Raw genomic sequence first — 13,968 nt, 5'->3', positions numbered from 1 at the left:
GCTCAGGGCCTCCGGATCATACGGTTCAGCCGCACCGTGCCGGTCAGCACCGGATCAGCGGCGGATGTGCCCACCTCTACCTTGACGTCACCCGCTGGCACCACCCAACGCTGCGCCTTTGCATCGAAGTCTGCGATCACGCGCATTTCTGCCGTAACCGTGACTTCCCTGCTTTCGCCAGGCTTGAGATTGGGCTTCGCCCACCCGATCAACCGCTTGGCCTTGCCCGGCCGGGTGACGTAGACCTGCGGCACGTCCGCACCGTCCCGCTGACCCTCATTCACCACGGTGAAGCGGACAGACAGCGCCTTTCCGCCCGTGACCTTCAGCCCTTCATAGCGGAACTGCGTGTAACTGAGACCGTATCCGAAAGGATAAAGCGGCTTCAGTCCCTTCTTGTCGAACCAGCGATAACCGGCGTCCGATCCTTCCGGATAGACGATGTCGAACGGCTTCAAACCCGCCTGAAGACCATAGACGGCCCGCGTTTCCTTATCCGCTGGCGCCGCGTCGGAGCCAGGAAGCACTGGATTGGGCAACTGATCGACGGAGGCGGGGAAGGTCACGGGCAGATGACCGGACGGGTTCACCTTTCCGGTCAGAACCCGCGCAATGGCAGCGCCGCCACGCTGGCCACCATACCATGCCGACAGGATGGCCGGGACCTTGGCCTGCCAGGGCATCAGGACAGGGTTGCCGGTTTCCAGTACGACGACGGTCTTTCCGTTCGCGCTTGCCACCGCGTCGATCAGGTCGTCCTGACCCTCGCCCAGCGACAGGTCCTTATGGTCGATGGCCTCGGTCGCGTACTTCTCCGCGAAAACGACAACGATGTCGGCCGACTTCGCTGCCTGGACAGCGGCTGGCACATCCTTGCCGTCCAGATAGCTGACGACCGCATTCGGAAACTCGGCGCGCAGCGCATCGAGCGGAGCCGTGCCCCCATAGCCGCGACGGGCAAAGCCAGCGGCAGGGCCGCTTTCCGCGCCCTTGGAAACGCGCTTCAGTCCACCCACGGGATTAACCTGGCTCGAACCGCCGCCGCTCGGCACGCCAACATCGGCATTGCCTCCGACCACCAGGATCGTCTTCGCCGAAGCGGCCAGCGGCAAGATGCCACCCTCATTGCGCAGCAGGACGATCCCCTGTTCCGCCGCACGCTGCGCTACCTCGGCGTTGGCGTCATAATCGATCGACTGGCCCGGCTGTAGCGGCTTGTCGGCCACGCCATGGGCATAGATGGCGTAGAGCACGCGTCCGGCCGCCTTGTCGACCGCCGACTGCGGCACCTTCCCCGCCTTGACCGCTTCCACCATCAGGTCGGAAAAATAGCGCTTGCCGTCGATCTGTTCGCCTGATTGCTGGTCGAGGCCGGCGATGATGGCCTCGGTGGAATGCACCGCGCCCCAGTCCGACATCACATAACCCTTGAAGCCCCAATCACGCCGCAGCACGTCGTTTAGCAGGAAAGGGTGCTCACAAGCGAAAGTACCGCCAATGCGGTTATAGCCGCACATCACGGACCCAGGCTTGCCGCGTTCCATGCCGATCTGGAAAGCCAGCAGATCGCTCTCGCGCATCGCCTGCTCATCCATGTTCACCGATGCGATGTTGCGACCGGTTTCCTGATTGTTGAGCGCGAAATGCTTGATCGTGCCGATGATGTCGTTGGACTGCACGCCACTGATCTGACTTCCGACCAGTTCCCCAGCCAGCATCGGGTCTTCGCCCAGATATTCGAAATTGCGGCCGCCGCGCGGATCGCGCACCAGATTGACGCCGCCCACCAGCATCACGTTGAAACCCTTGGCCCGCGCCTCCGCGCCGATCATCGCACCGCCCGCGCGGGCGATTTCCGGATCCCATGTGGACGCAAGCGAAAGCCCTGAGGGCAATGCCGTCGCCACATCGCCCTTGCGCATTTCCATCAGGTTGGACACGCCAAGGCTTGCGTCGCTTTCCACCAGCATAGGAACGCCAAGGCGCTCCACTCCTTCAATATATCCCGCACCTACCGGTATTCCCTGCGGCCGCTTTGACGGACTCACCATGCCTGTAATGGGGCCGTGGATGAGCCGGACCTTCTCCTCGCCCGTCATTTTCGACAGGGTCTCAGCCGCTCTGCGCTCAGGTGAATTCCGGGCATCGCGGGCATGTCCCCCGACCGGCGTCAGCATCGTCCCCGCGGCAGCAAGCAACAGGATGGATGAGGAATTCTTCATGATGTGCAGCCTCTCCGCTGGGGGGACATTTTCCGATTGTCGGCAGTTTACATTCTTACGTTCCAGGAGCGCACACGTCAATATTCGATCGGTGTCGTTCGATTTATTTCAGAAGGCCATTGCTTCCGCCCATGGCTTGAGTCAGAGATGCGGTCATGCCAGCTACAAAGACCGAGAAAGCATTCACCCCAAAACGGGGCCGACCCGACGCGAAACAGGTCGCCGCGATCGATCGCGCCATCTTGGCCACCGCCACCCGCATGTTCCTGGACCAGGGTTATGACGGCGTGGCGATGGAAAATATCGCTGCGGCCACCGGCGTTTCCAAGGGCACGCTTTACGCCCGCTATCCCTCGAAGGAAGCGTTGTTCACGACCGTCATCCATGATCGCGTCAAGCAATGGTCGCTTATATCGGCAAGCCAGGATCATCTGCTGACCGATGACATTGCCGAACGCCTCCACCATCACGCGCAAGTCATCGCGCGGTCGCTGCTTCAGCGGGAAGTGCACGCGTTCCAGCTCTTGACGCTCGCCAATCGTGAACGCTTCCCCGAACTCGCCCGCGCCATGTATGAAGCAGGCTATCTCTACATCGTGCGCCTCATCAGCGACGACATCAGCCAAGCCGCCGTGCGCGACGGCATTCCTGCCCGCGACCCGTCCGCGATCGCTCGACAGCTTGTAGCCGCCATCACCGGGTGGGAATTGCAGGAAAGCAGCGCCGGTCCGATCGTCGAAGCCGAACTGTTAGGCGCCGCCCGGAAAACCGTCGATCTTTTGATGGCGGCCCGCAAAAGCTGGTGACTTGAATTTAGCACGACATCGTGCGATATAGGAAATATCACAAACGGAGGATCCTGTTCCATGCGATTTTTGATTCTTGCTGCCGCTGCTCTGTCGCTCGCCACTCCGGCGCTGGCGGAAACTGCTGCTACCGCCAAGTACACCTCTGCCGACACCGAACTGGGTGTCCTGCTCGACAACCCCGCTGCCAAGGCGATTGTCGAGAAGTATATTCCCGGCATGACCAGCAATGATCAGGTCGACATGGCCCGCGCCATGACGCTGAAGGCGATTCAGCAATATGCGCCTGACGATGTCACCGACGCCCGTCTGGCGGCGATCGACGCCGATCTGTCCAAGCTGCCCTAACGGCAAAAAGCTCAGGCATTATTGAGGGAAAGGGGCGCGCAAGCGCCCTTTTTCTGTTGGGCGCCCCTACCGCCACATAAAAGAAAGGGCCGGTTTGTGGCCGGCCCAGGTAGGTGTAGGAGAGTGCCTAAAAGGCGCATCTAATTGAACATGCATGTTCGATAAGTCAAGCGACCGGCGAGCACCTGTCAACATTTCCATCATATGGGAAAAGGATCGTCATCCCCCGGCTGACGAGGCGTCACCAGACGCGCGGCCCTTGGCGCGATCCACCTTTCGATGCTTTCGACGATCTCATAGATCACCGGCACGAAGATCAGCGACAACGCCGTTGAGGTGATGAGGCCGCCGATCACCGCCAGCGCCATCGGCTGCCGAAATTCCGCGCCTTCGCCAATGCCCAACGCGGTCGGCAGCATGCCCGCCGCCATCGCCACCGTCGTCATGACGATCGGCCGCGCACGTTCGCGGCATGCATTGCGCAGCGCCTCGGTCATCGGCGTCCCCGCCCGCTCCTCCTCGATCGCAAATTCCACCAGCAGGATCGAATTTTTCGCGCACAGGCCAAGCAGCATCAGCAGGCCGATCATCGCGGGCAAATCCAGCGTCTTGCCGAACAGCGTCAACGCGGCAAAGGCGCCCAGCAGCGACAGTGGAAGCGCGGCCAGGATGACCACCGGCTTGAAGAAGCCCTTGAACAGCAGCACCAGCACCGAAAAGGTCAGCCCGATGCCCCCCACGATCGCCAGCATGAAGCCGCCAAACAGCTCGGACATCGCTTCCGAATCGCCCGTCTTCGCTTCCTGGACCCCGTTGGGCAGGTTACGCATGACCGGCAACGCGTTCACTTCCTGCAAAGCCTGACCCAATGTCCGCCCGGCGACCAGATCCGCCTCCACCGACACGCGCCGCTCCCGGTCATAGCGCACAATCTTGCCGGGTCCCGCCTTGAACCGAATATCCGCAACGACCGACAAGGGCGTCGTCTGCCCATCGATGGTCGGCACGCGAAGGTTCGCGATCGTCTCCAGATCCTGACGCGATCCTTCGGGCAGGCGGACGCGGATCGGCACGCGCTCGTCGCCATCCGAATATTTCGCCACGCTCGCGTCGATGTCGCCGATAGTCGCGATGCGCAGCACCTGGGCCAGCGTTCGGCTATCGACGTTGAGGCGCGACGCCTCCTCCGGCCGGGGCGTCACGATCAACTCCGGGCCTGCGGGCGGCGGCGCCGGGCGGGGGTCGGAAATCGACCGCACGTTGCGCATCTGTCGCAACAGTTCGATTTGCGTGCGCTCCAACGCCTGTCCATCCTCCCCGGCCAGCACGATGTTGACGCCAGCCGAACCGAACGTGCCCTGATTGGACAGGCGCACGTCCGGAATATCGCGCAATTTCGGCCTTATAATCTGGCGGAACTCGTCCGTCGTGACGTCGCGATCATGTTTCAGCACCACGGTCAGCGTTCCCGTGCGCATATCGTCGCCCGCGCTGAAGCCGCCGGACGTTGATCCCACCTGGGCAAAGACCCGTTCCACAGCGGGCTCCGCCGACAGCATGCGGGTCGCGTCGTTGACCGCCCGCGCCATGTCCTCACGCGTCGCGCCGGGCGGCCCCTGCACCGCGATGTAGAGATAGCCCGGATTGCCGACCGGCTGAAATCCCACCGGCGTAAGGCTCGCCAGCAGGAGCGACAGAAGGAAAATCCCGCCACCGATCGCCATGGTCATCCATCGGTGTGCCAAGGCCCAATCCAATATGCGGCCGTAAATCGGGTTTACGGGCCGCTTTTCCCGATGCACCCGATCCTTGAGCGGCACGAGGAAATAGGCCGCCATCAGCGGCGTCAGCAAACGCGCGACGACCAGCGAGAAGAGCACCGCAACAGCCACGGTCAAACCGAACTCGCGGAAAAACTGCCCCGCCTGCCCCGGAATCAGCGATACCGGCGCGAACACAGCGATGATCGTCGCAGTCGTCGCGATCACGGCCAGACCGATGGCATCCGCGCCGATCAACGCGGCGCGATAGGGCGTCTCGCCGGTCTCGATCCGCTTCTCGATATTCTCGACCTCCACGATCGCGTCATCGACCAGGATGCCGATCACCAATGTCAGCGCCAGCAGCGTGATGCTGTTGAGGCTGAACCCCATGGCCGACATCAGGACGAAAGTGGGGATCAGGGATAACGGCATGGCCACCGCCGCGATGATCGTCGCGCGCCAGTTGCGCAGGAAGAGGTAGACGACGATCACCGCCAGAAAAATGCCCTCGATCAGCACATGCTGGGTCGATGCAAAGGTCCGCCGTGTCGAATCCACCGTGGACACCAGCTTGGTGAAGGTGACGCCCGGATGTTCGGCCTGAATCTGCGCTATGGCCTTCACCGCCCGGTCCTCGACACTGATGTCGCTCGCTTCGCGCGTCTTGCTGATCTGGATCGCGGTCACGGGCCTGCCGTCCAACCGCGCAAACCCGCGCTGTTCGGCCGCGCCATCGCCAATTTCGGCAATGTCGCCCAAGCGGACATAACGCCCCTGAACCGGGATCGCCAGGTCGCGCAACCTGTCGATGGTCGTTGATGAGCCGAGAACACGGATCGTCTGTTCGACCGCCCCCACATCGGCACGGCCACCCGGATCGTCACTGTGGAACGCGGCAAGCGCGTTGTTCACCTGCGGCGCGGTCACGCCCCGTGCCGCCATGCGCTGCGCATCCAGCACGATGTTGATTTCACGGTTCGCGCCGCCGATGCGGTGAACCTGCGCCACGCCTTGTTGGGCCTGCAATGCGCGCGTGACCACCTTGTCGACGAAGCGCGACAATTCCGTGTTGCCCATCGCGGGCGCACTGACCGCATATGTCAGGATCGGCGCGGCATCGATGTCCAGGCGCTGCACCAGCGGCGGGTCGATCCCCGGCGGCAAATCGATGCGCGCGCGCTCCACTGCGGTACGGACATCGTCCGTCGCCTTCTGCATGTCGCTGTGCAGTTCGAACTCGACCGTCGTCGTGGACGATCCCAGCACGGCCGTGGAGCTTATATGCTTGACCCCCGCCACGCTGCTCAACGCATTTTCGATCGGCCGGGTGATCTGGTTCTCGACTTCGCTGGGCGCCGCACCATTTTGCGTCACCGTCACGCTGACGACCGGGAAATTGACGTTGGGGAACTGCTTTATGGGCAGGCCGATATACGCCACGATTCCCGCGATCGTCAGCAGGATGAACAGCGAAACGACCGGGATCGGATTGCGGATGGCCCAGGCGGAAATGCGCATGGTTACTTGCCCCTGCCAGCGGCGATCCGCACCCGGTCACCCTCCAGCAGGAAAGCGCCGCCGCCCAGCACGGCTCGCACGCCGGGCTTCGCGCCGCTCAATATCTCAACCATGCCACCCGCGCGCCGCCCTGTCCGCACCGAAGCGCGATGAACCCGGTCGGCCTTGTCGAGCAACAGCATATAGGCGCCGTCGGCATCATAATGCACCGCGGCTTCAGGCGCGGCCAACACCGTGCCGCTGGCTTTGACGAACTCCGCCTTGGCAAAGCCGCCGGGGCGCAATTGCGGGTTCACCGGCAAGGCGATGCGCGCGCTCGAAAGCCCCGTCTGATTATCGACGCGCGCGCCCAGCAGCCTGATCTTGCCCGATAGCCTGGTGCCCGACGCCAATGTGACCGTAGCGGGATCACCGATGGAAAGCGTTCCCATGGCCGCTTCAGCAACCTCGGCATCCAATTCAACCAGATCGTCGCGCGCAATGGTGAACAGCACCGTGCCCGATGCGGACGGCTCGCCCGGACGTGCCGATCGCTGGAGAACACGGCCTGCCACGGGCGATCGGATGATCAACCGGCTTTGGCGGGTCAGCAGGTCGTCAAGCTGCGCCTTCGCAACGCCCACGGCGGCCTGCGCCGATCGCGCGGCAATGCGCCGCTGGTCGATCGCCTCCTGCGACAGCACGCCCTGATTGTCGAGGCCCGCCACGCGGCCCGCGTCCATGCGAGCTCTCTCATACGCAACCTGCTGCTGGCTCAACTGCGCGCGCGCCTGATCGATCTGCGAACGCAGCAGCGTATCGTCCAGCACCGCCAATACCTGTCCCGCGCCCACCCTGGCGTCTTCTTCCACCAGCACGCGCGCGATGCGGTAGCCCGAAAGCTCCGGCGCGACCGCCACCTCCTCGCGCGGGATCAGGCGGCCTGAGGCGCTGAGGCCCCCTTCCAGCGCTCGATGATCGACCATGGCCACCGTCACGGTCGGCGGCGGCGGCTCCTTCGCCGCTTCCTTGCCCCCACCGCAGGCGGCAAGCAGCAGGGCGAGGGGAAGCGCCATGGCAAAGGGACGCGGCTTGAAGGTCACGGCATTTCCTTGGATTGAATAGGCAGGGCGACCGGCTGCTGTTCAGGCGCCGTCGCGGGATCGTCCGGGCTCCACCCGCCGCCCAGCGCACGGAACGCGCCAACGGCATTGCCCAGCGCCTGTGTCCGCGCGTTGGTGAGCGCCCGGCGTGCCGCGCGCCATGTCTGTTCCGACTGGATCAGCGTGGTAAGGTCGATCAGGCCCGCGCGATAGCCCTTGCGCCCGGCATCAAACGCAAAGCGCGCCCGTTCCTCGGCAAGGCCAAGGTCGGCAAGCCGCACCCGGTCGGCGGCGACAAGTGCCAGCGCGATGTCGGCATCCCGGAAGGCCGCCTGCACCGCCGCCTCATAGCTCACCACGGCGCGTTCGCCCTGCGCCTCCGTCGCGCGCAATTGCGCCATCAGGCGCGTACGGTCCAGAATCGGCAGGCTCAATCCTGCGGCGATGGACCAGAGGCTCGAAACGCCGCCCGCCACCCCGGACGTCCGGTTGATGCTGCCATTGCCCTGAAGCGTGAAGCGGGGGAACAGCGCCAACCTGTCGACCTTGACGGCGCTCGTCGCTGCCGCGACCCGCGCCTCGGCGGCCAATATATCGGGCCGCCGCGTCAGCAGCGTCGCGGGCAGCAGCGGCGGGACCGGCGGCGCCATGTCGAGCCGCGCCTCTATCGGCAGGCTATCGGTCGGGGCGTCCGGCGTTCCGATCAGGACCAGCAATGACCGCTTGGCATTTCGCAGCGCCGTCTCGATCCGCGTCAGCTCTGCCTGCGCCGTTGCCGCGTCGCCTTCCAGCCGAGCCGTTTCCGAAGCCGCCACCAGCCCGCGATCCCGGCCGAGCTGCGACGCCCGTTCCAATTCTCTTGCGATGCGCAGCCCCTCCTGCGCGTCGTCGCGTTGCACAGCCAGCCCTCGCGCCTCGAACAGCGCGCTCGCAACATCGGCGGCCAGGCTCAAGCGGGCCGCATGATAATCATAGGCCGCCGCCACATAAGTCGCCCGCGCCCCTTGTCCGATCGCGCCCAGCCTGCCGAACAGGTCGAGTTCCCAGCTGGGGCTGAAGGCCAGCGACTGGCTGTCACTGCGCGCGGTGGACCCGAACAGATCGGTTCCCGACAGCTGGCTGCCATCCTGTATCTTGGCCGATCCGCTGATGGCGCCTGTCGGCAGGCGCTGCGACAGCGATTGATCGCGAATCGCGCGCGCCTCGCGCAGCCGGAAATAGGCTGACCGGGCGTCGGTATTCTGCGCCAGCGCCTGTTCCACAAATGCGGAAAGTTGCGCGTCGTTGAAACGGCTCCACCAACGGTCCAGCCTTTCCTCGGCGGCCGGGGCAGGTGCCGTTTCGAACCGCTCGGGCAACGCGATCCTGGGTCGCGCGAGTTCGATCGACGGCGCGCAGGCCGACAGCAGCGCACAGAGCATAAACGAGGAACGGCGCGGGCCAGAAAGCGGCAAGCGGAATGACTCCAACCTTGATCGACAGCGACACGGATAGCGCGGCGACAAAAAGAAACAAGATTGTTTATTTTCAACCGGAGCTTTTTTTGCCAATGCTTTCCTTCATGGTTTCCACTCCCCCCATCCGCCGCCCCGGCCGCCCCCGCCGCGAAGAAAGCGGCGACGTCGAGCAGCGCCTGGTCGATACCGCCATGCAGCTGCTCGTCGAACATGGGCCGAACCTCACGATGAACTCGATCATCGCCGCATCCGGCCTGTCGCGGAAAACCGTCTACGCCCATTATCCCAACAAATCCGCGCTATTTGCCGCAGTCGTCCGGCAAATGCTGAATTATGGTCTGGAGCCCATGATCGTCCCTCCCTGTTCAGACTGGCAGGAAAGCCTGCTCGCATTCGTGCAGGGGTGCCTTGTCGAAGTGTGCGAACCCTATGCCACCGGCATGCGCCGTCTATTGATGCTAAACCCCTCCTTCATGGAAGAAGCCCGCCCTCATATCGAACAGGTCGTCGTGCGCCGCTATCTCGATCCGATGATCGCATTTCTACAGTCGCTGGTCGACCGGGGAACCATTCCCGATCAGGATGTGGCCTTCGCGGCTGAGTCTCTCACCAGCCTCATCCTCTCTGAATCCCATCGCCGCTTTTTCCAGGGCGAGGCCGAAAACCGCATCGACCCGGCCCATCTCAATGCTCATGCACGCCGTTTGACCGGCCTGTTTTGCGGCGGCATCTTGGCGCCAACGCAAAGCTGCTGACAGAAGGTTAGGGTTACACTTCCCGTTCGGCCCATCCAACCGGCCAAGCAATTTTGCTCATCCGGTTCATTTCGCACGTCGCCGTTCAGAAAAGCGTTGCCAGCGTTGTCCACTCGAATATAGTGCACGAAACGGCCCAAATTAACGAGAGCCGTTTAACAGCAACACCCTCAGGGGAGGATTATCGATGCGAATTAAGCGTGCCTCACGCGCAGCGCTTCTGTGCGCTGGCGTTTCTGCTTTTGCTGTACCCGCGCTGGCTTATGCACAGGCCGGGGCAGAAAATTCCAACAATGAAATCATTGTCACCGCCACGCGCCGGGCGGAAAAACTTCAGGACGTGCCGATGTCGGTGAACGTCGCAACTGGCGAACAGCTTGAAAAATTCAAGATCTTCGACATCAAGGACGTCTCCCAACTCGCACCAGGCTTGGAACTGACCAACACGACCGGCCGTAACAACACCACGACCCTGCGCGGTGTCACTTTCGACCCTGATCAGGGCACCGGACCCGCAGTCCAAGTCTATTATAACGAAATTCCGGCGGATGCGCAGACAGTCTTCACTGCAATCTACGACATACAGCAGATCGAAGTGCTGCGCGGTCCTCAGGGACTGCTCCGCGGCCTGTCAGCGCCAGCGGGTTCGATAACGATCGCTACTCGCAAGCCCGTATTCGACCGCATCGAAGGAAATTTACAGGCCACCGGCACCGACCGACACGCTTACAACGTTCAAGGCGGCGTTTCTCTGCCTTTCTCCGATACACTAGCTATCCGCGTAGCGGGTGTGGTCGATGGCAACCGCCTCAATCAGGTGCGAAACGTCAATAGTGATGAATATTCGCGCAGCCGTACGGAAAGCGCACGCGTTACCCTTGGTTGGCAACCCAGCACCGACTTCACCGCTTACCTGACCTATCAATATCTGCATGCGGACAATCGAATATTTCAGCAGGTGGTCGGTAACGGCAATACCCCACTGGGCATTTACGGCACAGTATTTGGTATACCGTCAATCTTCGTGCCTCCAGCATTTGGGGGCGGTCCCTTCGCTACAGACACAAGCGTAATGTCCGGTCCACCGCTAAGCGTTTCCGATCGCGGTTCGGTGCAGGAAGGCATCTTCCGCAATCAGAACGAAACGCACCTAGTCAATCTCCAGTTCGACTATGACCTTGGGCCTGCGACACTCTCCTTCGTCGGAGCGCATCAGTATAGCAAATTGAAGATTTCCCGTGACCTGGATGTTGCCAACGCCATTCCCGGCTACGTTCAGCCTTCGGATGTAGTGACGCCTTACAAGGTCGATACCGCGGAACTGCGTTTAAGCTCGAACAATGATGAAGGTCTTGGCTGGGGTGTTGGCGCGTTCTATTCGAAGCAAACTGGCACCACAACAGTTGCCCAAGACAGCAGCCTGCTTCTCTACACCGTAGCACCTACCGCGCAAGTCAACCCGCCTTGTGCATTGGTCGGCGGGGCAGCCGCCGGTTGTCCGGGAGACTTCGCGCCCTATACAATTCCCAATCAGTTGCCGCTCACGGCTTTGGTAACTGTGCCTGTGTACGCGCAGACATGGTCATTCAGCGGCAATCTAAGATACAAGGCTGGTCCGCTAACTATCCAAGGCGGTCTACGCTATTCGATCATTAAGAATGTGCAGACGACGCAGCAAGGGCTCTCCGGCTTCATCAATTCACCGCCGGTAGAAATCATCCCGACATCACTTCAACGCACCCGGAACACTCCGATCACTGGAGGTGCGACTATCAACTATGAAGTGACACCAGAACTGAATGTCTATGCCGCATATGGCCATTCCTTCCGTCAAGGTAGTACAAAGGTCGCGGGTCCGGCTGTTGTATCCGCCGATCTCATTCAGACGCGGCCGGAAAAGACAGACTCGGTCGAAGTGGGCTTGAAGGGAGCGCTATTTGATCGGAAGCTGAATTACACCGTTGCGGCATTCTATCAGAAACTCGATGGTTTTCTCAGCCGTTTCAACAGCATTTTCTGGTCCTCGCCCACCAATCCAGGTCAAACTACCGGCGGTTTTGACTTCAACTATAATGGCGATGCTACGATCAAGGGCATTGAGGCGTCAATCGATGCGCGCCCAACACCGAACTGGGATCTGAACGTTGCCGCAGCCTATACGAAGGCGAGATGGGATAACGCCAGATTGCCCTGCAATGACTATGCGGGTACTGGAACACCCAACACTACGGGTCTGCCAGCCGTCACTGGATCCGGCAATGTTAGTTACTGCAATATAAGCGATAGGTTAGCGAATACGCCTGACTTCAGCTTGAACGCCAACACGGAAATGCGTTTCCCTATGGATAGCGTCACGCCATTCGTGCGGGGCCTGCTCACCTATACGCCCAGCTACAACTGGTGGCAGTCGCAATACCGCTTCAAGCATCGTGAACTCGTCAACTTGTTTGTCGGCGTACGTTCAAATGACGACAAGTGGGAACTCGACATTTTCGCGAAGAATGTGCTCAACCAGAACCGGATTACCAATATCGGGCTGGGTGAAGTACAGACCAATGCTGTCGTCGCAGGCGCATTCCAGTCGGGCTACAGCGTAGTCAATGTCATGAACCCACGTGAATTTGGTGCCACCCTCAACTTCAAGTGGTAAATACAGGCTGGCCTCCATGCTCCTCGCGGAGCGTGGAGGCCTCCATCTTAAAAAATGTGTGGGGTCCTCGATCCGGAACCAGTCAGCATTTTCTAACACATGCCCTTCACGCCGTCTCATGGCGCTTCAAGGTAGCGCTAGCTTCAACGACCCCAACCCTAGCCGCTATTTTGATGGCAAGCCTTATCTTGCCATAGCTTCTGGCCGAAACATGGCGGTCCCGCCGTCATGTCGATAAGCAGTCGGCGAATGACCCGTCCATGCGCGGAACGCCTGACGGAAAGCATCTGAATCGCAATAGTCGAGCCTGGCCGCTATATCCTCGATCGATATCTCTGTTCGGCGCAGTAAATGCAGCGCCAGTTCGCGGCGGCAGCTTTCGCGCACCTGGCGATAGCTTGTTCCTTCACGCGCCAGCTGGCGGCGAAGTGTAGCCTCACTTCCGCCAAGTGCGCTCACGATCTCTCCGAAGGAAGGCAGCCGCCGGTCATTGCTCAGCGCTGCCATTGCAATGCCGCGAACACGTATTCCTGTTGGCGTCCGCTCGGCTTCCTGAGGGTTGGAAACGAACAGGAGGTTACTGAGCGGTCGACGATGCTGGTCTTCCCAGTTGCGCATTACGGGATAATCCAGCAGCGACGCACTGAAATCAAAGCCGCTCCAGCCTCCGTTCAGCCGCACCGGGAAGGGCAATGATGGCAAATTCAGCACCTCGAATATTTCCGGAGCATGGTTCAACCAGGCATTGCGTGCTGGGATCGCATGATCGATCAGCCAACCAAATAGGCCATGTATTTCCATCACACCGAAAAGGTCGATCAAGCAGCCCGCTGACGTCGATCCGCCGGTTCGCATCGCTTCCAATTGAAGTTCAGCCCTGTCCCCATAGGTCCGCAGCGCCATCTTGCCACATCGCCAGTCGATGGCTTCAAAACAATCGCAGCAACGCATTATCGCTTCACGCAAGGTTCGTGCGCTCGTCAGGCTGTACATTATGACGCGCCAATCACATGGGCCTAGCCCCCGGCGTCCTATCATCACCGCGTCCCGGCGCGCCAGTTCGTTAATCGCCTGGCTGGTCATCCGCGCAAGATCGGCAACCGGCAAGGTTCTCAACGAACTTCCCCCATCGACCGACCGGCCTACATGGGCAAAAAGTGGTTCAGTGGACCCGAACGCTTCGGCATAAATGGCGAGCACGCGCTCAGCCACGCTCTCGGCAAGATGCCATTCGCCGGATTCCGTCTGTAATGGCCGCATTGATACTTCCCTTGATTTTCGATCAACCTAGTCGATCCGGCACCCAGGATAAATCTTTCTGTTTCCAGTGTTGGCGCAGAATGGATGCGCGAAATTGCCGCGCCACA

General features: G+C 61.3%; 9 protein-coding genes. 4 read left to right on the top strand and 5 right to left on the bottom strand.

Translation table 11 applies throughout. The annotated features are described in order from the left end of the window. Positions 1-2: 2 nt before the first annotated feature. Entirely contained in the window at positions 3-2,222 is a 2,220-nt protein-coding gene (locus ACYU81_RS17515; protein WP_460988979.1) for a glycoside hydrolase family 3 C-terminal domain-containing protein, read from the bottom strand. A gap of 155 nt (positions 2,223-2,377) precedes the next feature. Here ACYU81_RS17515 and ACYU81_RS17510 point away from each other — a divergent pair, with 155 nt between their 5' ends. Beyond that, positions 2,378-3,028 carry a TetR/AcrR family transcriptional regulator gene (locus ACYU81_RS17510; protein ID WP_460988978.1) on the top strand — a complete coding sequence of 217 codons (651 nt, stop codon included), beginning with the start codon at positions 2,378-2,380 and terminating at the stop codon, positions 3,026-3,028. Between the two features lie 60 nt (positions 3,029-3,088). Beyond that, complete coding sequence (locus ACYU81_RS17505) at positions 3,089-3,376, top strand: hypothetical protein (RefSeq protein ID WP_460988977.1); 288 nt, start codon at positions 3,089-3,091, stop codon at positions 3,374-3,376. Positions 3,377-3,576: 200 nt separating this feature from the next. Here the strand turns inward: ACYU81_RS17505 and ACYU81_RS17500 are convergent, their stop codons facing one another. Genes ACYU81_RS17500 through ACYU81_RS17490 form a run of 3 tightly spaced genes read right to left on the bottom strand, consistent with a single transcriptional unit; the run spans position 3,577 to position 9,160 of the window. Beyond that, entirely contained in the window at positions 3,577-6,657 is a 3,081-nt protein-coding gene (locus ACYU81_RS17500) for an efflux RND transporter permease subunit (RefSeq protein ID WP_460988976.1), read from the bottom strand. Between the two features lie 2 nt (positions 6,658-6,659). Then, the gene (locus ACYU81_RS17495; RefSeq protein WP_449469048.1) at positions 6,660-7,739 is read right to left on the bottom strand and encodes an efflux RND transporter periplasmic adaptor subunit; all 1,080 of its coding nucleotides are present in this window, start codon (positions 7,737-7,739) and stop codon (positions 6,660-6,662) included. Continuing rightward, a complete protein-coding gene (locus ACYU81_RS17490; protein ID WP_460988975.1) occupies positions 7,736-9,160 on the bottom strand; it encodes an efflux transporter outer membrane subunit in 1,425 nt (474 codons plus the stop codon). Before ACYU81_RS17490 ends, ACYU81_RS17495 begins: the two co-directional genes overlap by 4 nt. A gap of 140 nt (positions 9,161-9,300) precedes the next feature. Between ACYU81_RS17490 and ACYU81_RS17485 the strand changes: the two genes are divergently transcribed. Together ACYU81_RS17485 and ACYU81_RS17480 are read left to right on the top strand one after the other, a co-directional pair. Further along, positions 9,301-9,951 (top strand): TetR/AcrR family transcriptional regulator, encoded by a 651-nt coding sequence (locus ACYU81_RS17485; protein ID WP_449469044.1) that lies wholly within the window; start codon positions 9,301-9,303, stop codon positions 9,949-9,951. Between the two features lie 187 nt (positions 9,952-10,138). Next, positions 10,139-12,601, top strand: a complete 2,463-nt coding sequence (locus ACYU81_RS17480; protein ID WP_460988974.1) for a TonB-dependent receptor — start codon at positions 10,139-10,141, stop codon at positions 12,599-12,601. 183 nt (positions 12,602-12,784) lie between these two features. Here the strand turns inward: ACYU81_RS17480 and ACYU81_RS17475 are convergent, their stop codons facing one another. Then, positions 12,785-13,861 (bottom strand): helix-turn-helix domain-containing protein, encoded by a 1,077-nt coding sequence (locus tag ACYU81_RS17475; protein ID WP_460988973.1) that lies wholly within the window; start codon positions 13,859-13,861, stop codon positions 12,785-12,787. Positions 13,862-13,968: the final 107 nt, after the last annotated feature.

The organism is Sphingobium sp. TomTYG75 (genome assembly GCF_054771635.1).
The sequence above is the reverse complement of the archived record's forward strand: the minus strand, read 5'-3'. Positions and strand labels throughout refer to the sequence as shown.

Bases quoted from the DNA above. Each gene is read 5' to 3' on its own strand.
- ACYU81_RS17515 (WP_460988979.1), bottom strand. From the start codon at position 2,222: ATGAAGAATTCCTCATCCATCCTGTTGCTTGCTGCCGCGGGGACGATG.
- ACYU81_RS17510 (WP_460988978.1), top strand. From the start codon at position 2,378: ATGCCAGCTACAAAGACCGAGAAAGCATTCACCCCAAAACGGGGCCGA.
- ACYU81_RS17505 (WP_460988977.1), top strand. From the start codon at position 3,089: ATGCGATTTTTGATTCTTGCTGCCGCTGCTCTGTCGCTCGCCACTCCG.
- ACYU81_RS17500 (WP_460988976.1), bottom strand. From the start codon at position 6,657: ATGCGCATTTCCGCCTGGGCCATCCGCAATCCGATCCCGGTCGTTTCG.
- ACYU81_RS17490 (WP_460988975.1), bottom strand. From the start codon at position 9,160: ATGCTCTGTGCGCTGCTGTCGGCCTGCGCGCCGTCGATCGAACTCGCG.
- ACYU81_RS17485 (WP_449469044.1), top strand. From the start codon at position 9,301: ATGGTTTCCACTCCCCCCATCCGCCGCCCCGGCCGCCCCCGCCGCGAA.
- ACYU81_RS17480 (WP_460988974.1), top strand. From the start codon at position 10,139: ATGCGAATTAAGCGTGCCTCACGCGCAGCGCTTCTGTGCGCTGGCGTT.
- ACYU81_RS17475 (WP_460988973.1), bottom strand. From the start codon at position 13,861: ATGCGGCCATTACAGACGGAATCCGGCGAATGGCATCTTGCCGAGAGC.